Annotated in this window: 14 protein-coding genes and 1 pseudogene; 12 read left to right on the forward strand and 3 right to left on the reverse strand. The window is 50.6% G+C overall.

Features of this window, described 5'->3' with window-relative positions; translation table 11 throughout:
* Positions 1-14: 14 nt before the first annotated feature.
* The 4 genes from flgL to mgtE all read left to right on the forward strand — a co-directional run bounded on the left by flgL (position 15) and on the right by mgtE (position 5360).
* The gene (flgL, locus tag Enr17x_RS04715; protein WP_145306377.1) at positions 15-2276 is read left to right on the forward strand and encodes a flagellar hook-associated protein FlgL; all 2262 of its coding nucleotides are present in this window, start codon (positions 15-17) and stop codon (positions 2274-2276) included.
* 371 nt (positions 2277-2647) lie between these two features.
* Complete coding sequence (gene rplM / locus Enr17x_RS04720) at positions 2648-3115, forward strand: 50S ribosomal protein L13 (protein WP_145313909.1); 468 nt, start codon at positions 2648-2650, stop codon at positions 3113-3115.
* A 70-nt stretch (positions 3116-3185) separates the two neighbouring features.
* Positions 3186-3800 carry a 30S ribosomal protein S9 gene (rpsI, locus tag Enr17x_RS30335; protein WP_390622520.1) on the forward strand — a complete coding sequence of 205 codons (615 nt, stop codon included), beginning with the start codon at positions 3186-3188 and terminating at the stop codon, positions 3798-3800.
* Positions 3801-4013: 213 nt separating this feature from the next.
* Complete coding sequence (gene mgtE / locus Enr17x_RS04730; RefSeq protein WP_145306379.1) at positions 4014-5360, forward strand: magnesium transporter; 1347 nt, start codon at positions 4014-4016, stop codon at positions 5358-5360.
* A 17-nt stretch (positions 5361-5377) separates the two neighbouring features.
* Here the strand turns inward: mgtE and Enr17x_RS04735 are convergent, their stop codons facing one another.
* Positions 5378-7228, reverse strand: coding sequence for a MutS-related protein (locus tag Enr17x_RS04735; protein WP_145306381.1), 1851 nt, complete (start codon positions 7226-7228; stop codon positions 5378-5380).
* Between the two features lie 379 nt (positions 7229-7607).
* On the opposite strand from Enr17x_RS04735, the gene Enr17x_RS04740 reads away from it, so the two are divergent.
* The 3 genes from Enr17x_RS04740 to Enr17x_RS04750 all read left to right on the forward strand — a co-directional run bounded on the left by Enr17x_RS04740 (position 7608) and on the right by Enr17x_RS04750 (position 10274).
* Positions 7608-8483: an amidohydrolase family protein gene (locus Enr17x_RS04740; RefSeq protein WP_145306383.1), complete on the forward strand. Its 876-nt coding sequence runs from the start codon at positions 7608-7610 to the stop codon at positions 8481-8483.
* 63 nt (positions 8484-8546) lie between these two features.
* Positions 8547-9449: an LUC7 domain-containing protein gene (locus Enr17x_RS04745; RefSeq protein ID WP_145306385.1), complete on the forward strand. Its 903-nt coding sequence runs from the start codon at positions 8547-8549 to the stop codon at positions 9447-9449.
* 333 nt (positions 9450-9782) lie between these two features.
* On the forward strand, positions 9783-10274 hold the full coding sequence (locus Enr17x_RS04750) for a hypothetical protein (RefSeq protein WP_145306387.1): 492 nt from the start codon (positions 9783-9785) through the stop codon (positions 10272-10274).
* A gap of 49 nt (positions 10275-10323) precedes the next feature.
* Here Enr17x_RS04750 and Enr17x_RS30430 read toward each other — a convergent pair.
* A pseudogene (locus Enr17x_RS30430) lies at positions 10324-10497 on the reverse strand (IS110 family transposase); the annotation flags it as partial.
* Between the two features lie 711 nt (positions 10498-11208).
* Between Enr17x_RS30430 and Enr17x_RS29450 the strand changes: the two are divergent.
* The gene (locus tag Enr17x_RS29450) at positions 11209-11382 is read left to right on the forward strand and encodes a hypothetical protein (protein ID WP_198000726.1); all 174 of its coding nucleotides are present in this window, start codon (positions 11209-11211) and stop codon (positions 11380-11382) included.
* A 171-nt stretch (positions 11383-11553) separates the two neighbouring features.
* The gene (gene ltrA, locus Enr17x_RS04755; RefSeq protein WP_198000725.1) at positions 11554-12885 is read left to right on the forward strand and encodes a group II intron reverse transcriptase/maturase; all 1332 of its coding nucleotides are present in this window, start codon (positions 11554-11556) and stop codon (positions 12883-12885) included.
* 582 nt (positions 12886-13467) lie between these two features.
* Here the strand turns inward: ltrA and der are convergent.
* Positions 13468-14880: a ribosome biogenesis GTPase Der gene (der, locus tag Enr17x_RS04760; RefSeq protein ID WP_145306389.1), complete on the reverse strand. Its 1413-nt coding sequence runs from the start codon at positions 14878-14880 to the stop codon at positions 13468-13470.
* Positions 14881-15214: 334 nt separating this feature from the next.
* Between der and hpnC the strand changes: the two genes are divergently transcribed.
* The 3 genes from hpnC to Enr17x_RS04775 all read left to right on the forward strand — a co-directional run bounded on the left by hpnC (position 15215) and on the right by Enr17x_RS04775 (position 20966).
* Positions 15215-16189 carry a squalene synthase HpnC gene (gene hpnC, locus Enr17x_RS04765; protein WP_145306391.1) on the forward strand — a complete coding sequence of 325 codons (975 nt, stop codon included), beginning with the start codon at positions 15215-15217 and terminating at the stop codon, positions 16187-16189.
* Between the two features lie 779 nt (positions 16190-16968).
* On the forward strand, positions 16969-19815 hold the full coding sequence (locus Enr17x_RS04770; RefSeq protein ID WP_145306393.1) for a ribonucleoside-diphosphate reductase subunit alpha: 2847 nt from the start codon (positions 16969-16971) through the stop codon (positions 19813-19815).
* A 71-nt stretch (positions 19816-19886) separates the two neighbouring features.
* A complete protein-coding gene (locus tag Enr17x_RS04775) occupies positions 19887-20966 on the forward strand; it encodes a ribonucleotide-diphosphate reductase subunit beta (protein WP_198001177.1) in 1080 nt (359 codons plus the stop codon).
* The last annotated feature ends 417 nt before the right edge of the window (positions 20967-21383 follow it).

Genomic DNA, 21383 nt, shown 5'->3' on the forward strand with positions numbered 1-21383 from the left:
TGGTGTGATGAAAAATGAGTATTGGTCCCATATTGCCAGGCCGCCTGCCTTCAACAATGCTTTCCGAACGCTTGAAGATTTCGCTGAATGACAATGCGCGAGAATTAGTCAATCTGCAACAACAGGTGGCAAGCGGGCAACTGTTTTCCATTGCCAGCGAAGCGCCCGGGGCGGCGCTGCGCACAATTATTCTGCAGTCAACGTACGAACGCCAGACGCAGTATCAGACAAATATTGGTACCAGCCTCAGTTTATTGACAATGAGTGAGTCGTCTCTGTCGAGTGTCGGAGACGCACTAAATCAGGCAAAGTCGATTTCACTGTTGGGCGTGGGGGATACGGTGACTGAATCCGAGCGCCTTGCGTTGGCGAATGAAATTGCCTCACTCAGGACGCAGGTTGTGAATGCCGGCAATACGACGTTTCGAGGACAGTACCTTTTTTCAGGAAGTCAGACAAACACGACTCCCTTCGAGGAACGGGCGGACGGCCAGGTAGTTTATCATGGTGATAATCATCAGATTCAATCCTATATCAATGTGCAAACATTGTTACCGAATAATTATGATGGGATTTCCGCATTTGCTGCCAGCACCCCTGAGGTCGGCAGCGATATCAATCCTGCTTTGAGTCTACAGACTAGAATTTCGGATTTGAACAGTGGTCGCGGTCTCAATCTGGGGTCCATCACAGTCACGTTGGACAATGGTACTCCGCAAACGCAAACAGTGGATCTCTCTGGTGCGGAAACCATCCAGGACCTCAAAACCGTGCTGGAAGATGCATTTTCGGCAGGCCCTTTAACGCTGACGGTTGACGTTGATCCGACCAGCCAGAATGGCCTGCGGTTCACTCCTTCCGCGGGTACAGTTGCCGTTTCCAATGTCGTGGGATCGACGTCCGCCACAGATCTGGGAATTGCCAGTACGGCTGTCGCGCAGATTAATGGACTGGATCTTGATCCGGGAATCACATTGCAGACGACATTGGCATCGCTGAACGGCGGCACGGGGATTGGCTCAACGACCGGCACTGGTCTGGTCATCAATAACGGCGGGAAAACTGTTACCGTTGACCTTTCAACAGCTACAACGATCGAAGATGTCTTCAATCTGATTCGTACACAAGACCCTGATCTCAATCTGGGGCTTAATCAGAGTCAGAACGGGTTGGCAATTTCCAGCCGCATCAGTGGAGCCGATTTCTCGATTGGTGAGAACAATGGAGGCACGAATGCCGTCGGCCTGGGAATCGAGACGTTCTCCGCGAGTACTCCTCTTTCCGAATTGAATTATGGTCGCGGAGTCGATGTTGATTCATCGAACCAGCTCCAGGTGATCCGTCGTGATGGAACAACCATCAATCTGGATCTCAGTGGTTCGGTCACAGTGCAGGATGTCATTGACAAGATCAACGATTTTGAAACGTTCGACGGAACCACACCACTGGCAGATCTGAATCTGGGGCAGGGCGTTCCCGTGGGCGCGACCACACTGGATATTACCCGCCGCGATGCTTCAGTGGTGAATGTAAGTCTGGCCGGTGATGCGACCGTGCAGGACGTCCTGGATTCGATTAATGCCGTGGATCCGGGAAATCTGGTTGCCAGTATAGATCCCACAACGAATGCCATTCAGATTACCGATAACTCGGGGGCGGGACCCTTGAGTATTGCCAGCAATGTCGTTTCTGATGCATTGGGGCTGGCGGTGACTGAGCCGGGGGCGATTAATACCGTGCCGTTGCAGGGGAACTTTATTCCGATCAAGCTGCAGGCCACACTGAATACGACCGGCAACGGTCTGACGATTTTTGATGCCTCGGGAACGGGGCCTCTGGAAATTCCGCCGATTGAAATTGCCTATGCACTGGGCATTGATGGTATTGAGACCGGCAATGATCCACTGGTGGGACTGGTTGGTAAAGATCCCAATCCCAAGGAGTCAACGGGCGTCATCAGTTTGCTGTCTCGGCTGGAAACGGGCTTGAGGAATGGCGATGATCGTGAAATTGAGCGGATTGGGGCGTTGCTGGATGTCGAAATCGGTCGAATGACCCGTGTGCGGGCTGATATCGGGAGCCGCATGAAGGTCCTTGAAGAGGCCGATAACCGCCTCAAGGATCAGGAAGTCAAAATAGAAGAGGCGATTTCCAACGAATTTCACACTGATCTGACAGAAGTGATCGTTGAGATTACTCAGCGACAGACGGCGTTTGAGGCGAATCTGAAAATCACTTCGCAGTCGCTCCAGTTGAGTTTGCTGTCCTACCTCTGATCTGCCGAATTCTCTCGTCAGAATTATGGTTCAGAGACTTCCTCTATGATAATGTATGGAAATTCGGGGGCGGGAGATTCGGGTATCCCAATTTCCAGGGGAGCCCCGAGCAAAAAAGTGGCTTTTCTGTGCTTTTTTGTCTTCCAGCTCAGATTTTCCGCCTCGCTGAAGTTGAAGAGGGACCTTAAAAAGGTTACTGTTATCCGCTCCCTTGCGATTGGTATGCGCTCGCTTTGTCGGCGTTTTTCTGATCTCTGAGAGGATATTTCACTACAATTTGACATGCCTTTTTGAAGTGCATATTGACATAAGTGTAGAATATTATATTGTTTACGTTTGAGGAATGACCGGTGTCTACGACAAAAACTTATATGGCAAAAGCGTCTACTGTCGATCATCAATGGTTCGTTGTTGATGCAGATAATCAGATTGTGGGACGCTTGGCCACAAAGATTGCGACCGTTTTAATGGGCAAGCATAAGCCGACTTATACTCCCCATGTCGATACCGGGGACTACGTAGTCGTCGTAAACTGTGACAGAGTAAGGTTTTCCGGAAAGGAACTTGCTCACGACTCTCATCCCTACTTCTCAACGAAGATGCTGAATAAAGGCTATGCTTCGTATAGTGGATTTCCCAGCGGTTTGAAAGTCGTTACTGCCGAAAAAAAACTGGAACGGGGACAGTCAACACAAGTCCTTTCTGAAGCCGTTCGTCGGATGCTTCCCAAGAACAAGCTGGGGCGTCAGATGCTGAAGAAACTCAAGTTATTTGCAGGTCCGACTCACGAACATCAGTCGCAGCAACCTCAAGATATGCCCGCTCATCTGCTGCCATAAGTAGAATCGCAGGCATACGAACTTCTATTTATTCCTTTTCAAAATAATAAGATAAGAGTAGTTGACCGTCATGGAAAATGAGACTCCGGAAGAAAACGTAACAGAAGAAACGACAGAGCAGCAGACACCGGTCGAAGCTGAGACAGCGACTTCAGAAGAAGCCACTGCCGACACAATGACGACGACTTCTGGTGTTCCTGAATTGACTCTGGGCTCCACTCTACCGACTGAAGGTGAAGGCGATGCGGAAGACGACGTCATCAAGCCGGAACCTGTTATTCGTGGTAAGCTGGACAAGCACGGTGTCGCCATGGGAACTGGTCGTCGTAAGACTGCTGTTGCCCGTGTTCGGATCAAAGCCGGTTCCGGAAGTCTGACGATCAACGGCGGTTCTCTGGAAGACTACCTGAAAGTCGAACGCGATCGCCAGATGGTCGAAGCACCTCTGAAGGCGACTGAGACATTTGGCAAAGTTGATGTCTGGGTCCGTGTTAACGGCGGTGGAACCACAGGTCAGACCGGAGCGATTGTTTTGGGTATCGCACGTGCTCTGGAAGCATACAATAACCAGTTCCATGAAACCTTGAGTGCCGGACGATTCCTGACGCGTGACAGCCGTATGGTTGAACGTAAGAAGTTTGGTTTCAAGAAAGCACGTAAGAGCTTTCAGTTCTCCAAGCGTTGATCTGCGAATGGTTATTTTCAGGCGATACAGTTCTGTGTTGTCTGTATGAAGTCATCGACACCCTGACTGGCGACATTTTCCAGTGAGGGTGTTTTTTTACGGTATTTCTCAGGCTCAAGTCGACCGTGAATCAATGTCTCTGTTCTGGCAGGCACTTTGCCCGGGTCAAATTTGTTGATCAAGCAACATCAGTGAGAGAGAAGGACATCAACAATGTATGGGCGATTATTGCTGCCAGAACTTCAGGTGATGCTGAATGAAAATGATACGGAAGGTATCAAAGAGTTCTGTGAGGCCCTCTATCCCGCGGTGACTGCAGAAATCCTGGAAGAGCTTAACAGCCAGGATGTATGGCGCGTGCTTGCCTGTAGTACTCCCGAAAAGCAGGCCGAGATATTTCAATTTCTCGCGCTGCCACAACAGATTGAAATTGTGGGTGTGATTGACCGGGAGCCTCTCTCCAAGCTGATCGAAGAGATGGCCCCTGACGACCGGGTCGACCTGTTGTCGCGGATGGATGATGATCATGTCGAGGAACTCCTGCCGTTAATTGCGCAGGCCGAACGGAGAGATATCCGCAAGCTGCTTTCCTATCCGGAAGACAGTGCCGGCGCGATAATGACGACCGAATATGCGTCTCTGCCGGAAAATATATCTGTATCGCAGGCACTGGAAAGATTGCGCCTGCAGGCACCAGACAGTGAAATTATATCCTATATCTATGTCGTTGATGAGGGGCGTCGTCTGCAGGGGATTGTTTCATTGCGTGAATTGATCTTTGCCCGTCCCACGCGTCCTCTGTCGGAGCTGATCAATCGAGATGTGATTTCCGTACGTGTGGATGACGACCAGGAATTTGTCGCACAGCAGATGGCAAAATATGACTTCGTAGCGATTCCTGTCGTCGATCGTCAAAACCAACTGGTCGGGATTGTGACGCACGACGATGCGATCGATATTATGCAGGAAGAAGCAACCGAAGACGCCTACCGTCTGGCTGCGGTCGAGCCATTGGAGGACAGCTATCTATCAACGTCGTTGCGGACGGTGATTCAGAAGCGGATAGGCTGGCTGATTTTTCTGCTGGTGCCTTCGTTTCTCGCCGCGAAGGTTCTGGAGCATTACGAAGCCATCTCAGACAAATACGAGTGGCTGGTTCTGTTTATCCCGCTGATTCTTGCCAGTGGGGGGAACGCAGGCTCTCAGTCGGCGACATTGATCATTCGTGCGATGGCGCTGGAGTCGAACATTCAGCAAGGCGATTTACGTGCTTTATTGCGAAAAGAACTGCAGCTGGGACTGTTGCTGGGGAGTGGGCTGTCTTTGATCAGCTTTTTCATTTCCTGGGCATTTACCGGGCAGTTGATTCAGGCGTCTGTTGTGGGGCTGGCCGTGTTTTTAGTCGTGTTGATGGGGATCTCGGCAGGAGGAATGCTGCCGATGGGATTCCGCAAGCTGGGGATGGACCCGGCGTTAATGTCGAACCCGTTTATTACTGCACTGGTCGATATTCTGGGCCTGATAATCTATTTTCAGGTCGCCATGTATCTGGTCAGCTGAGACGCTGTTGATCGACTTTATGAAGGCTCGTGTTCCGTTTCCGTTTTGACATCTTTCAGTACGATGCCCATCATCTTCATCAGCTCCAGGGCGTTGCTGTGCTTGACGACGCCTGGCTGCATGCGGTAGTCGAACGTCATTTTTCCATCAATCAGCTGGTCTTCAAAATGCACATTCTTTGCCTGCGTGCCAAACTGCGCAGTGATTTCGGTTAAAGCGAGATCATGCGTCGTGACAATGCCGATGCCTCCCCGTTCGATGAGGGTTTCGATCACGCTTTGGGCGCCAATCCGACGGTCGTGTGAATTCGTGCCCTGCAGAATTTCATCGAGCAGAAACAGGACCGGCATCGGCTCATCTGCCAGATGAACCACGGCGGAAAGTCGTGCGACGGACTGATAAAACAGCGAGGCGCCCTGCTGAAGCGAGTCTTGCACCCGCATCGCGGTTCCCGCCTGCATGGGGGAAACCGTCAGTCGGGTGGCGCGCACCGGAGCGCCTGTCATTGCCAGTACAAAGTTGGTGCCGACAGTTCGCATCAGGGTGCTTTTGCCCGACATGTTCGAACCACTGATCATGAGCAGCCGATTTTCCGCGTTCAAAGTGACATCGTTACGGACGACCTGCTGCAGGGGGATCAGCGGGTGTCCCAAGTCAACTCCCTCCAGTCGGGGGCCATCAGCGTCTGTTTCCACAATCTCGGGAAACGGATCCTGGGGATGTTCGTATGCGTAGCCGGCCAGCGAGCAGAGTGCTTCGAATTCTCCCACAGCTGAGAGCCATTCGGGACAATGCGGGCCGACATGTTTGAGCCAGCGTTCAATGGCAAACATGTAATGAAAGGGAATTCCCAGCAGAACCGCCAGAGGGGCGGAAAACTGATTGCGAAAACAGTTGTTGAGCCCCTGAATCTGCCGTCGTAACTGGGCAATTGATCGTGAAGGAGGAACGCCGTCTGTCTGTAACGCTGTCACAATTGCTTTTAAGTGCGGAGATTCAAATTGTCGTTGTTCAATCAGAGACAGGACATCCGAGAGGACGGATAATCCGTCGCGGACTTCATCGGTCTGGTTCAGTAGTTCGCGAATGCGGGGACCAATGAAAAACAGCAGGCAGACTTGAATGATGATTGCCACGCAAATCGGCGCGATTCCGCTATAGGAGAGCAGCCAGCTGATGACTGAGAGTGCAGCGAAGCCACCTGTGATCATGGATGCCCATTTCAAAACAGCGGGGACTTCGGTCAGAGGCTGCTTGACCCATTCCGACAGATGGGTCTGTTCGATCTCACTATGGGTCTTCGCTTCCAGCAATTCCAGTTCTTCGCGAAAGTCCAATTCGTTGCGCAGTTCTTCAACGGACTTTTGCCGCTGCTTGATTTCGGTTGTGGTCGCGGGAGACAGCAGCCAGCGTGCTAAGGTTTCTTCCCCCAGCTTCGTGCGGGCACTGCAGATGAGCTGAAATAGTGAGCCACGTCCCAGCAGGTCGAGGTCGCCGGCATACATGTGCTCGGGATCATAAAATTCGTCTCCCGTCGGGCGGACGTCGATCCACTGGTCGTTCAGCCGGTCCAGAGAGGTTTTGTAGTAGGCTTCTGCCTGTCGCGCCTGCTTCAGACGGCGGATGCAACGGGCGTGAAGAACGACCAGGATCACGAAGCCCAACACCGGGAGTCCGATCCATTTCAGGCTAAGGAGTCCCCAGATCGTGGACGCCATCAAAATAGCAATCGCGGTCAGGAACAGCAGGCCTCTGAGAGTGGAAAACTGGTCACTTTGTTTAACCAGTGCCCGTACCTTGCTTGCCCGGATTTCGAGCCGTTGCTCATATTCTGACTGGGGATTCTGTTGGATTGGGGAAGGTTGCATCGAGCTAATAATTCATCGAAAACGCTGATTGGGTAAAGCTCACTTCTAACCGATTGCAGGGCTCAATACCAGCGTAAACAGAAGTGAAATGTGAATTGCAATGAGTCTGTGTACAGAGTAAAACTAGTGGAGTTTCATTTTTAAATATTGGGTTGATAAATATAACGAGAGTGCGACAACGGAGCACGTCAACAACACCCCCAACCCCTCAATTTCTAGGCTTGACAAAGCACTAGTGGAGTTTCATTTTTAAATATTGGGTTGATAAATATAACGAGAGTACGACAACGGAGCACGTCAACAACACTCCCAACCCTTCAATTTCTAGCTTGAGAAAGCACTAGGCATCATTTCTATTTCTTAAGAGGGGAGCCCTGCCATGCATCCAATGCCCGTTATTGATACTCATCACCATCTCTGGGATTTGGATCTGTTTGACCTGCCCTGGCTCGAATTACCCGGCATGGACCCACTGCGGTGCAGTTTTCGCATGGATGATTATCTCGAAGCCACGCAGAATTGTCAGATCGAAAAGTCGGTGTATATGGAAGTCAATGTCCACCCGGACCTGCAGCAACAGGAGGCGCGATCTGTTCTGGAGCTATGCAGTCAGGATGACAATCCGCTGGCCGGTGCGGTGATAGGCGGCAGGCCGGGGGAAGCGAGCTTTGCCACATACCTCGAAGAGTTTGCCGACAACCCGTTCTTAAAAGGGGTCAGGACTATTTTACACGATCCGGATCGGCCGCGGGGCATGTGTTTACAGCCACAGTTCAAACAGAACATTCAACTGTTGGGCGAGCTGGGATTGAGTTTTGATTTGTGTATGCGGCCGGCCGAAATTCAGGACGCGGTCGAACTGGTCGATGCCTGCCCGGAGACGCGGTTCATCGTCGATCATTGCGGCAATATGAGTGTGCAGCCTGATCAGCAGGCGGATCGAGCCGCTTGGGAAACCGGCATGCAACAGATGGCAGAACGCGAACAGGTGATGTGCAAGATTTCGGGAATCGTCGCGACCGCCACCAAAGGGAAATGGCAGCCCGAAGATCTAAAACAGAATATTGATTTCTGTCTGGACACATTCGGGGAAGACCACGTCTTCTTCGGCGGCGACTGGCCGGTCTGCACCATGACGTCCTCGTACGAGTCCTGGCTCAACGCGCTGAAGTGGATCGTGCAGGACCAATCAGAAACGTTTCAGCGAAAACTGTTTCACGACAACGCAGAAGCGTTTTATCAACTACAGGGATGACATCATTCAATCTACGAATGTGATTAGATCCGTAAGCTGATTCTGTACCAGGGAGGCAGGAATATGAGACGAATGATTTTCGCGGGCCTTATCTTGATGATATTGCCCCATACGGCTGATTCGGAAGAGATCAATGAAGCAGCAAGCACCGCGCTTGTTAAGCTGAATCGTGACTTCATCAATGCGCACACGGCCGCGAGAAAGCTAGACCTTGCTTCTGGCGGGCCGATCATTCTGCTGAAAGATGGCAAGCTCGTGTTGATCCGGAACGAGAAAGAGACCACATCGGAAATACTTTTTCCCAGGTACGATACATTCAAAGTCTTTGCCCATATGCCGGTCGCGATCTACCTGATGCTCGGACCACCCGGCGCCGGCAAGCTCGACACGCAACGCCTGCAACAACTGGCTGAGTATCACGGAAAGATCGACCAAGTCGAGAAACAGCTTGATCACATGGGGCTCGAAGGCGAAAAACTCAAACGGCAGAAACAGCTTCTGGCGGGTTCGAAGCAGTTCCTGGAGAGGGTGATTCAACAGCAGCAGTTCAGCACCGAGGAGCTGCACGCTTTCACGCGGAGTATGCTGCCGATGATTCAAGCGAATATTGCCGGAGCAGCGGCGAGCCAACTTGATGCCATGCATCGGCAGGTCATGGCCTGGAAAAAAGAAATGACGCCTGAAGAATGGCAGAAACTACGCGTCTCGGTGAAAGGCGCCGTGCTGGCCCGCGAGGACAATCTGGCCATGCAGTATTTTGAACGCCTGCTGAATCTCGAGGGACCCGGAATGCGGCTCATATACATGGAGCGTTATGTGCCACCGACACCCATGTTGACCTTGCTGGCGACCCGCTCCGTCGATCGCGGAATCAGCATCGCCTTTTTCGACAATCCCGATCGAATGTTCCGCGACGTCCTGGCAGACGCCGCGGCTGAGCACATCAAGAAAATGAACTTCGACTAAATCATCGATTGTGTGATCTGTTGTGATTTTACTACCACGAAAAACACGAAAAGACACAAAAAGAATACTGCGTGACAGGATCGTCCCGAATCAAAATGGGAATTGCTACAGGCAGCAAAAGGTTGAAGAGAAAGCGAACATATTCAGAACAACGCTACTCTCGTGGAATTAATAAAGGGGTAGAATATGAGTAGATACCAGTAAGCGGGAATTCTCGCGAGGTTCCCTTTACATTTCATTATTTGGTTCCTGACACCTTTTATCTACTGAGTTCTATTTTACTCCGTGTAGCAGAAGAGCTAAACGACTAAACAATTGAAAACACGAAGCAAAATGGTAATTATTTATCTAATCATTTTTTTGTTAGTTGCAGTAGTGGTAGTTGCGATAGGTGCAACAGTCTTAGCAATAATACTTCAATGGCAAGCAAACAAAGTGATTCAACAACATGGTGGACTGAAACTCATCCATGAAATTAATTCTGAGCTTCAAGGTAAAGAATACTCACTGGTGAGTCTCTCTAATAAAGTAGGCAAGCCGGAAGTCTGGATCTTCCCACAGGACGTGGGTGAGCAGTGGGAATCGAAGATTCATCTCAGAAACGCCTCACCTAATAGAGCTTCATCACTGAAGCACACCATTACGCTGTTTCGAGAAACGTGGAGTAATGAGTATGGATTGATACTAAAACCAGATGATGAACTATTTGTTGCAATAGCAGACATGTCGCAAGCACTTGATCTTGTTGAAAAAAAAATCGGATATCCTGCAGTGCGAAAGATTGACTTTGCCTGTATTAATATTGACTGGGAAGAGATAGATTAAATGAGGAACAGGACAGAAAAGGGGGCAGTGGTTCTGTTAAAATCTGCCAAGTGGCAATAAGTGTTTGATTCCACGCTTGGTTATTTTTCCTCATCGTATTCAGGATCGTAAGAAATTTTCGCATGCAGGCAGTGATGGTCCACTTCTTTGATTTTCCTTTTTTCAGTAAGGACAGGTAAATCGCTTCGATGTGACTGCTACAACGTGTGTCTACTAAGGCCTCTCTGTAACGCACTAACGCAGGTGTTGGATCTGACTACTGCCGCACAGATTCTTCTTTGCCTTTTAATTTGCCTCTATGTTGATCGGTATGTGTTGACGGTTAATCTGGTTCAGTGGGCCGAAGACTGGCGATGGGGAAGCTTCTACCTCTGGAATCAGGGATCGACCACACCACAGTCGCTGTTAGTTCCCTGGCCATCATAGAGAAAATGTGTCACTTGGTCGAATCGCCGCCTTGTGACCTTTGCTGCGGTTCCTGCTCGGTCCGTTTTTGACTGCCTATCTTGATGTGTTTTCTTTTATCAGGACGAATGCGAATTAAGAGACATAATCTGGGCTCTCGGGATTCCTGCGGAATGTTCATCTGCGCCGGTTCTGGTGATATCGGGTAGGATTTGTTTGCCGCTGGGGTGGGAATTTCTCACTGCTGTTTGAAAGGGCGGCTAGTGCCGATCCGCTCACTTTTTGTGGACCGTTCTGGTTCCATTAATGCGGTGAATTGGGATCGTGATTCGCGAGGCGGGCGGCCACATAGGGCCGCTCCCTAGTGCGCCTGCAAGCGCATTGAATCAGCGAAGTGAAAGTCCTTGCCGAAGTTTGACCTGAACTTCGTAACAGAAGGTAACTGCGTTCTCGTGAGAGGAGGTGGAGAGCAACCGGATGTGAACGACTAGTCCGTAGGATAACGAACTCGATTCGGCTTTTCGTTGTGGTGAGCCAGCTAGGGAATGGCGAAGCCCAAGTGACGTCGTGCGAAACTCTGCCGAGTGGGTGCGGGACCGCTGCCAGCGGTTCCGCGACGGTCAGCCCCGTGGTTCAAAACCAGGTCGGTCCCGGGGGCAACGAGGGGTGGTTGGAGACGGAATGGTCTGAAGGTTTGATGTGATGAAGCAGGGAGACCTGCCCGATCTTAAGGATGGCGTTCATGTGCCGGATTCCGGATTCTCTGGAGCCGACCGGTACGAAGAGCCAGTTGGGTAGGAGTCAGAGCATCCATATTAGCGAAGAAGCGGGGTAACGCCCGTGGAGCAAAGGGATGCAGGAAGGTAGATGTGGAATGAACCGAAACAGGGAACAAAAACCGACGCGAGTGCCGTTTGCGGCTAAACAAGTCGGAGAAGCTTCGTCCCGCTGGGACTGGGTAGAACCATGTGTCTGGACAGACCGCATGTTGACGGCCCTCGAAACGGGGGTGAAAGGAGGCCAATGGTTCAGTCTGATCGATAAAGTCGATCGTGATCGAAATTTGTATCAGGCGTTTCGTAGAGTAGCCGCCAACGGCGGTGCAGCTGGTGTGGATCACGTCAGCTGCGAACGCTTCGCCGAGCGATTGATCCCGAACCTGAGAAAGCTGTCGCAACAACTGCGGGAAGGAAACTACCAACCGCAGGCAATCCGGCGACAGTGGATTCCCAAGCCGGGGAGCAGGGAACTGCGTCCTCTGGGGATTCCCACAGCTCGGGATCGGGTGGTGCAGACCGCATTACGCCAAGTGCTGGAACCAATCTTCGAACGGGATTTCGCCGAGCAAAGCTATGGTTTCCGTCCCGGGCGCGGCTGTAAGGATGCGCTACAGCGTGTCGATACGCTGCTCGAAAGCGGTTACACATATGTGGTGGATGCAGATTTGAAGAGCTATTTCGACACAATTCCCCACGATAAGTTGATGAATCGGGTCCGGGAGAAAATCAGCGACGGCCAGGTGCTGACGCTGATCGAGATGTTTCTGCGTCAACAGATTCTAGATGACCTTGCCGAATGGACTCCCGATCGTGGGAGCCCCCAGGGAGCGGTGATCAGCCCGTTGCTCAGCAACATCTATCTCGATCCCCTCGACCATTTGATGGCGGGAGCCGGAATTGAGATGGTCCGTTACGCAGACGACTTCGTGATTTTGTGTCGAACTCGGGAAGACGCCGAGCGAGCTTTGGAGATGGTGCGGCAGTGGACGGCGGAAGCCGGCCTGACGCTGCATCCGGACAAGACTCACATCGTCGACATGGCCGAGGGGAGCTTCGATTTTCTGGGTTACACTTTCCAGGGGCGTTATCGCTTCCCTCGAAAGAAAAGTCTCCAGAAATTCAAAGACTCCATTCGGCAGAAGACGAGGCGGACGAACGGGCATAGCCTTCAATGCATCATTGCACAGCTCAACCCGACGCTACGTGGCTGGTTCAATTATTTTCAACACTGCCAGCCTTCCACGTATACCATCCTGGATCAGTGGGTTCGCATGCGTCTGCGAAGTATACTTCGGAAACGTCGTAAAGGCAAAGGTCGCGGACGAGGACACGATCATTTACGCTGGCCCAATGCTTATTTTGCCGAACAGGGACTGTTCTCCTTGAAACAATCCCATGTTCTGGCCAGTCAATCCTCGCAGAGGTAAAACTACCAACCGGAGAGCCGGATGCGGGAGAACCGCACGTCCGGTTCGGAGGGAGGGGGGACCGGAAGCAACCGGTCCTTCCTACCCCTATCTTTTTGTGGAAGAAATCATGTTTGTGAATAAAATCATTGTCAATGGCGTGGGTGAGTCAAGGGGCGTTCGCATATATTCTCTGGGATCGTTCTATGAAGCTCCGGGATTGCGGAGTGAAACGCTGCGATGTCGTTTGATAACTGAGGTGCGGGTGAGTAGTGGTTTGGGAAATCGTGCTGAAACGAGTGGGTTTTATGGTGCCGGTTTTTTCAGTGATTCAGATATTTCAGCTGAACCAGTAGTGTTCTCGCGCGCGACGCTAACTACGCTTCATCATTCCAAAAGACGAGAGGCGGTCAAGATGAATTTATTCAGCAGAGCGCGATGAAGGTTCAGAGGTGAAGATGCTGCGCTGGTTTCGAAGAGGGATGACACGCGCGGGACGGGGCCTGAACTGACCCTGATATCGTTCCAACAATAGAAGAGCCAGACATGAAAGGGAGAGAATCAGCGGATGTTTGAACGTAAACCCTGTCCTTTTTGGGGTCGCTATGGTCGTTCCGGCTCGAAGTCTTCCTGGAAATCGTCGTTGTCGATCATGTCCAGACTGGGGCCGCCCTCTTCTTTGAGGTCTTTCGAGCGATAATAGATTTTGATCGGTATCTCTTTGAACGGGAGCTGTTCCCGCAGGACGCCGCTGAGGTAGCGTTTCCAGGAGTCGGTGAAGAGTTTAGCGTCGTTACACTTCAGGACAATCGTCGGTGGTTCGGTTGCTACTTGTGTCGCGTAGAAAATTTTCGGTCGACGGTTTTTAGAATACGGTGGTTGGCTATTCTGAATTGCAGCCCGGACGATTTTATTCAGTCGGCCCGTCGAAACGCGAATGCGGGATTGTTTGTAAATCGCCTGAGCCAGATTGATTACCTGTTTGATGTTTCGAGAATCGCGGGCGGTTACGAATGCCACGGGAGCGTGCCGCATGGTGCGGAATTGTGACGTCAGGTATTCATCCCATTTTTCAGAGGTCATCTTACTCTCGCGGCCCAGATCCCATTTGTTGATGACGAAGATGCAGGGCTTATAGTTTTCATCAATTTCGTTGACGAGCTGTTTGTCGACTTTGGAAATCGTTTGCTGCGAATCAAAAAACATCAGCACGACATTGGCGCGACGGATGCTGCGCTTCGCGCGCGTTAAACCGTAAAATTCGATATTGTTGGCCAGACTCTTGCGCTTGCGTACGCCCGGCGTATCGATGGCCAGGAACGATTTGTCATCGAATTCAAAGCGAATATCGACACTGTCACGCGTGGTACCGGCGACTTCGCTGACGATCATTCTTTCTGATTCAGCGAGCGCGTTGATGAACGTGCTCTTGCCGACATTGCGGCGGCCGACGATGGCGATTTTCAGTTCGGGGTCGGCTGAAAGCGTTTCGCCTTCGGTTTCTTCAAACTCTTCGGCGGGGGGCAGGTGATCCAATAAGGCTTCGATTAATTCGTTACGGTTCCGATTTCCTTTGACGCTGGTTAAAACCACGGGGGCGTTTGTCAGGCGAAAAAATTGAGCCGCTTCGTCATCGGTTTTCGTCGAGTCGCATTTGTTAATGCAGAGGATCTTCGGTTTTTCAATCGACCTTAGTCTCTGGGCGACTTCTTCATCCAGGTGCGCAAGACCCATCGAGCCGTCGACGACAAACAGAATCAGATCGGCTTCATCGATGCCGACCTGAATCTGACGTTCGATATCTTCCGAGAGATCGTCGCTATCGGTGATTCCAATTCCGCCGGTATCTACCAGTTCGAAGTAGCGCTCTTTTTCATGAACCAGGTACGTAACCCGATCACGGGTCACCCCTGCCGTCGGGTCGACAATGGCGACACGGTGTCCGGCAAGCCAGTTGAAAATCGAACTTTTGCCGACATTGGGTCGGCCCACGATGGCAATTTTTGGTACGGCCATGATTTTACGTTTTTCTAAAGAAATCGTTTTCAGTTGGAATCGGCGGGGATTGAGGTTGCTCGCTTGATTTCCAGACCCGGGGCTTGTATCCCTGAGTGTGCTGGTATCAGAATCTTTTGAGCGCCCGTCGATTCGGAGTTTTTCTCTGTGCTGACAAATAAGCCGGGCTGACAAATAAACCTGTGCTGATGCCGGGCGGCAAGAAACAGAACTCTGCAAACCGTCTTATGACGGTGATGGCATATTATGCGGCTGAGTCATATGTTTATAGAATATCCAGTTAGCGGACGATTGTTAATCAACTGGAGCACTGCGTTTGGGAACTTCCGGCGAAATGACGGTATTTGAGCAAGAATTGACCGCTTGGGGGCCCGATTCTTCCTATTATGAGGGAACGGATGCTCCCATCGACGTGGAGCAGGCTCGGGAATACTGCCGTAAGATTGCACTGGGGCATTACGAAAATTTTCCCGTTGTCTCCTGGGCATTACCGCGGGAACTGCGTCCGCACTTTTTTAACGTTTATGCGTTCTGTCGCTGGGCCGATGATCTGGGAGATGAAATTCAGGACGCAGAGACCTCCCTCACACTGCTCGCCTGGTGGCGATCACAGCTAGAGGAATGCTATCAGGGGATCTCCGGTACTAACGCCGATCCACAAACACCCGCGCCGCGCCTGCATCCGGTGTTTATTGCTCTGGCACCAACAATTGAAGAATTTGCGCTACCCCAAGAGGCCTTTGATGATCTGATTCAGGCCTTTGAGCAGGATCAGCGTGTCACCGAGTATCAGTCGTTTGCGCAGCTAGAGGAGTATTGCCAGAAGAGTGCCAATCCAGTGGGGCGACTGGTACTGCATCTCTGCCGGTCTGTTTCGCCTGAAACGCTGGCATGGTCTGATTCGATTTGTACCGGATTGCAACTTGCAAATTTCTGGCAGGACGTCTCACGCGATTTTGATATGGGCCGGATTTATCTTCCTGCCGAAGATCGCGGGCAATTCGGCTATACCATCGCACAATTAGAGGGCAACGAGTTTAACGAATCATTTCAACGATTGATGGCTTTTGAAGTGCAGCGCGCCCGTCAGTTTCTGCTGGATGGTTTGCCGCTGGTTGCTCAGCTTCCCGGGCGATTGCAGGTTGACATTGATCTGTTTATTCGGGGTGGCCTGAAAATCCTGGATCACATCGAACGGCTGCAATTCAATGTCTGGAAAAATCGTCCTGTGGTGTCCCGCTTTGAGTTTGCCTGGATGCTGACTCAGAGCCTGATAAGACAGTTGTTTTCCGGTTCCCATCGAAAATGAGTTGTGCTGGTCTCTCTTTAAACTGCAAATGAAGTTCCCGTGAAGAGTCGCATCATTGCTCGATTTGCCCTTCTTCAAGCTGGTGTCTTCCCACAAGATGAATGGGCATTTTAAAGTTTGACGGTCAGTGGATTGAGAAAGATTTCTTTTGCACTTTTTCATGATCTCAGGATTGGATTTGAATGAAAATTGTGTGTAGTTTCTACAAATATAGGGTTTTGCTGAGTCTTGCTAATGATTCTTGACATCTTTGGACGATGTCCAACATTTAGTATTGACTACTGAAATATACACACTATATTGGGTGTTATGAGTGAGTGGCTCAGACAAAACGCTATACAAGTGGTTCTGTTTGGGGCACGATAAAGTTGATTTTACCAGATCTTAAAACAGTGTGTTTTTGAATAGATGCGGGCCGTGTTTTTGTCTCTGATCAGAGCGGATATGGTGTCTGTTTTTGCTCGAAAAACCTGTCTCTCAGGTGTTTGGTGGAATCTTAGCTCTCACATTCAGATGGTTTTAGAAATTGAATTTCAGATCAGTGAGGGTTCTTAAGAGCAAAGGGAGTTGCCAGTTCACACACTAAGGTGATGTTGTCTGCCTGTCCCTGTCTCTTTATGTTCCCCCTCTTTTCTGTTTGTCATTTCTGGCAATCTGGTGCGAGTGTATTGTGTGCCACGATATGCTGGTATCACCACGTCCCAATTATGAATACAACAAGCTGCTGTCGGCATGGACACAGCCGGATTTTTAGCATTCCATTTTAAGGAGGCAATCGAATGATTCGAGCGCAAACAGAATGGATCGTCACGAAGCGGGGGGGAAGAACAGCTTCCTTTGATGCATCGTTGATCGGTCGTGCAATCTCTAACGCTTTCCGCGCAGAACTGAATCTCGCAGATAATCAGCCACTCGACGATGAAATTCGGATGGAAATTCCGGAAATGGTCGAGTCAGTGGCTAATGAAATTGCTGCCGCCGCCAGTAGTGATTCTGGTGTTGAAGTAGAAAAGATTCAGGACGTAGTCGAGATGATGTTAATGCGACGCGGGCACTACCGTATTGCACGTCGCTACATTGTCTATCGTGCTGAGCGCGCCAAGCTTCGTGCATTACGCGGATCTAATGATCTGGTAGATGAGTCTGAAGAAATCAAATCAACGGCGCCCCGGTTCCATGTCATTCTCAAAGACGGAACCAAAGTTCCCTTTGATGAAGGACGTATTTTAGCACGGCTTTCCGAAGCCTGTCGCGGTTTGGAAGGCGATTGTTCGGCGGAAGATCTGCTTGAAGAAGTGATGCGTTCGATTTTCGACGGGATTTCTGTCGAAGAGTTGTATCGTGCCATGATTCTGGCAGCCCGGACTCGTATCGAACGCGATCCTGCCTACGATACGGTTGCTTCGCGTTTGATGCTGAAGATTATCTACAATGACGCTCTGGGAAATGCGCCCTCTGACGTCAATGAATTGAATCAGCTCTATGTAGATCGTTTTACACAGTTCCTCAATGATGGAATTGAAGCCAAACGATTGACTCCCGATCTGCACAAGTTTGATCTGAACCGGATTGCTCTGGCGCTCCAGCCGGAACGCGACCACCTGTTCCAGTACTTGGGATTGCAGGCCATTTTCGATCGTTACCTGCTGCACATTGACGGCCGTCGTATTGAAACGCCTCAGTATTTCTGGATGCGTGTTTCCATGGGACTGGCGATTCAGGAAGCCGGCGATTTTACTGGACGGGCAATTGAGTTCTATAACATTCTGTCGACGTTTCGATTTACATCGGCGACACCGACTCTGTTTAACTCAGCGACTTTGCATCCTCAGTTGAGTTCCTGTTATCTTTCGACCGTTGACGATGATCTGGACCACATTTTCAAATGTGTTGCTGATAACGCCAAGCTTTCCAAGTGGGCCGGCGGACTGGGGAATGACTGGACTCAAATCCGGGCGACCAATTCGCACATCAGTGGTACCAACGGTCAGAGCCAGGGCGTGATTCCGTTCCTGAAGGTCGTGAATGATACTGCTGTCGCTGTGAACCAGGGTGGCAAACGCAAAGGTGCCGTCTGTTCCTATCTGGAAACATGGCACATGGATGTCGAAGAGTTTCTCGACTTGCGTAAGAATACAGGCGATGATCGACGACGCACCCATGATATGCATACGGCGAACTGGATTCCTGATCTGTTTATGCGTCGTGTTCGCGAAGATGCCGAGTGGACTCTGTTCAGCCCGAACGATGTTCCCGATCTACATGATCTTTACGGTCAGGCATTCGAACAGCGTTATGCTGAATACGAAAAGATGACCGAAACCGGTGAGATCAAACTCTTCCGTCGGATTTCTGCTGTCGAGTTGTGGCGTAAGATGCTGACGCGTCTGTTTGAAACTGGTCATCCCTGGATTACCTGGAAAGATCCTTCGAACCTGCGTTCGCCTCAGGATCATACGGGTGTGGTTCACAGCAGTAACCTCTGTACTGAGATTCTGTTGAATACCTCGCGGGATGAGACGGCTGTTTGTAACCTGGGTTCCGTCAACCTCAAACTGCACATTGTTGATGGTCAGCTTGATCTGGGAATGCTGGAAGAGACCGTACGGACTGCGATGCGAATGTTGGATAACGTGATTGATATCAATTACTATCCGACAGATGAAGCCCGTAATTCGAACACCCGCCATCGTCCCGTCGGTTTGGGCGTGATGGGTTTCCAGGATGCTCTGCTCGCTCAGGGGATCAGCTATGCCAGCATGCAGGCTGTCGAGTTTGCCGATGCCAGCATGGAAGCGATTTCCTACTACGCGATTCTGGCTTCGTCTGAACTGGCGGGTGAGCGTGGTCGTTACGGTTCTTATGCTGGTTCCAAGTGGGATCGTGGCTTACTGCCCATCGATACGCTGGATCTGCATGAAAAAGAACGCGAAGTTCCGATTGAAGTGGATCGGCAGACCCGCCTGAACTGGCAGGTCGTGCGGGATTCAATCGCGCAGAACGGGATGCGTAACAGCAACGTGATGGCGATTGCTCCCACGGCGACGATTTCGACGATCATTGGTGTGTCTCAATCGATTGAGCCTTCCTATAAGCATCTGTATGTGAAGAGCAATCTGTCCGGCGAGTTTACTCAGGTCAACCGTTTACTGGTGGATGACTTGAAAGCGCTGGGATTATGGGATGCAGATATGCTGGAAGCCCTCAAGTACTATGATGGTTCGGTTACAGAGATCGAACGCATTCCTGATGACTTGAAGGCCCGCTATCTGACAGCATTCGAAGTGGAGCCCAAGTGGACCATTGAATGTGCTGCCCATCGTCAGAAATGGATTGATATGGGACAGTCACTCAATCTGTATCTGGCAGAACCTTCGGGTAAGAAGCTGCATGAAATGTATATGCTGGCCTGGGAACGCGGGTTGAAGACAACCTACTATCTGCGAACTCTGGCAGCGACGCAGGTTGAGAAATCAACCGTGGACGTCAACAAATTCGGAATTCAGCCTCGCTGGATGAAAAACGCAAGTGCGTCAGGTGATATTCAAGTCGAACGGGCAGCAGCCACGCTGATTACTCCCGGTGAGACCTGCAACCTGGATGGTGACTGTGAAGCATGTCAGTAATCCTGATGTTTCATCCCACAATCAATTGTGCTCAGTTTAAGTTTACTAATGGATTTTAAAGAGGTGTTATGATGACAATTCTTAATTCGAATACAGCAGCTACTCCAGCAGTCACCCCTGTGGGAGATACTCCCACGGGACGCTTTAAAGCAGATAAAAAACGACTGATTAATTGCTCTCAGGTCGACGTCAATCAATTGATGCCTTTGAAGTATCATTGGGCCTGGGAACATTATCTGAATGGCTGTGCCAACCACTGGATGCCTACCGAAGTCGGTATGACCAAAGACATCGAAATGTGGCGTTCCAGCAAACTCAGTGATGGCGAACGTTTTGTAATTATGCGAAACCTCGGTTTCTTTGCGACAGCCGAGAGCCTGGTTGCCAATAACATTGTGTTGGCGATTTTCAAACATGTGACGAACGCAGAATGCCGTCAGTATCTGTTACGTCAGGCGTTTGAAGAAGCCGTACACTCTCATACGTTCCTGTACATTGTCGAAAGCCTCGGACTGAATGAGTCAGAAGTATTCAACATGTACCACGAAGTTCCTGCGATCGCTAAAAAAGATCAACTGGAAATGGAACTGACGTCTGAGATTCTTGATCCCGAATTCACGACGGATACCTTTGAAGGAGCTCAGGCATTCCTGAAAAACCTGATCGGTTACTACCTGATCATGGAAGGGCTCTTCTTCTATACCGGTTTCGTGATGGTGCTGTCATTCCATCGTCGCAACATGATGACGGGGATTGGCGAGCAGTTCCAGTACATCCTGCGTGATGAAACGATCCACTTGAACTTTGGTATCGACTTGATCAATGGCATCAAACAGGAAAACCCGGAGCTCTGGACTCCCGAATTCCAGCAGACGATTATCGACCGCATCAAGTATGCTGCCGAGTTGGAAATTGAATACGCCAAAGACTGTCTGCCTACCGGAATTCTGGGATTAAACGGCGACCTGTTCCGCGAATACGTGCAGCATATCGCTGACCGTCGTCTGGAACGTATTGGCCTGCCCGCCCAGTACGGTTCTTCCAATCCCTTCCCCTGGATGAGCGAAACCATGGACCTTTCGAAGGAAAAGAACTTCTTCGAAACTCGCGTGACCGAATACCAGAGCTCAGGATCACTGAACTGGGACTGATTCGTCCGCAACAAAAAATAAGGCACCCTCGAAGGGACCACCAGCAGGTGGTCCCTTTTTTGATGCGCGTAGGTTGGAGCTAGAGCGCATCACATTTAACCATAGCGTGTCTTAATCTAATATACTCGGTCCAAATGGCCTTGGAGACGTTACAGTAAAACTGGACACAGCCTAAGACCGACCGCTCTGCCAGCTCACCTCTGAGATAAACACTCCGCATTATTCAGTCGGGGACTGTTTCCCTTGTTTTCAGGGACTGGGACAACAGCAGAGCCCAGTTAGCGTCAGGGTACTAACCCCATATGTTCAACAGTGATAGGGGGATTAGAGTTAAGGAATGCTACCTGGCCCCCGTGCAGAATCTCCCGCGCCAAAATGAGCGGAACGGCGTCCGCCACCAACCTGAAGGCGCCGCTC

Source organism: Gimesia fumaroli (assembly GCF_007754425.1).
GTDB lineage: Bacteria > Planctomycetota > Planctomycetia > Planctomycetales > Planctomycetaceae > Gimesia > Gimesia fumaroli.

Bases quoted from the DNA above. Each gene is read 5' to 3' on its own strand.
- der (WP_145306389.1), bottom strand. From the start codon at position 14,880: ATGGCCGTACCAAAAATTGCCATCGTGGGCCGACCCAATGTCGGCAAA.
- mgtE (WP_145306379.1), top strand. From the start codon at position 4,014: ATGTATGGGCGATTATTGCTGCCAGAACTTCAGGTGATGCTGAATGAA.
- flgL (WP_145306377.1), top strand. From the start codon at position 15: ATGAGTATTGGTCCCATATTGCCAGGCCGCCTGCCTTCAACAATGCTT.
- Enr17x_RS04775 (WP_198001177.1), top strand. From the start codon at position 19,887: ATGACAATTCTTAATTCGAATACAGCAGCTACTCCAGCAGTCACCCCT.
- Enr17x_RS04770 (WP_145306393.1), top strand. From the start codon at position 16,969: ATGATTCGAGCGCAAACAGAATGGATCGTCACGAAGCGGGGGGGAAGA.
- rpsI (WP_390622520.1), top strand. From the start codon at position 3,186: ATGGAAAATGAGACTCCGGAAGAAAACGTAACAGAAGAAACGACAGAG.
- ltrA (WP_198000725.1), top strand. From the start codon at position 11,554: ATGAACCGAAACAGGGAACAAAAACCGACGCGAGTGCCGTTTGCGGCT.
- rplM (WP_145313909.1), top strand. From the start codon at position 2,648: ATGGCAAAAGCGTCTACTGTCGATCATCAATGGTTCGTTGTTGATGCA.
- Enr17x_RS04750 (WP_145306387.1), top strand. From the start codon at position 9,783: ATGGTAATTATTTATCTAATCATTTTTTTGTTAGTTGCAGTAGTGGTA.
- Enr17x_RS04740 (WP_145306383.1), top strand. From the start codon at position 7,608: ATGCATCCAATGCCCGTTATTGATACTCATCACCATCTCTGGGATTTG.
- Enr17x_RS04735 (WP_145306381.1), bottom strand. From the start codon at position 7,228: ATGCAACCTTCCCCAATCCAACAGAATCCCCAGTCAGAATATGAGCAA.
- hpnC (WP_145306391.1), top strand. From the start codon at position 15,215: ATGACGGTATTTGAGCAAGAATTGACCGCTTGGGGGCCCGATTCTTCC.
- Enr17x_RS04745 (WP_145306385.1), top strand. From the start codon at position 8,547: ATGAGACGAATGATTTTCGCGGGCCTTATCTTGATGATATTGCCCCAT.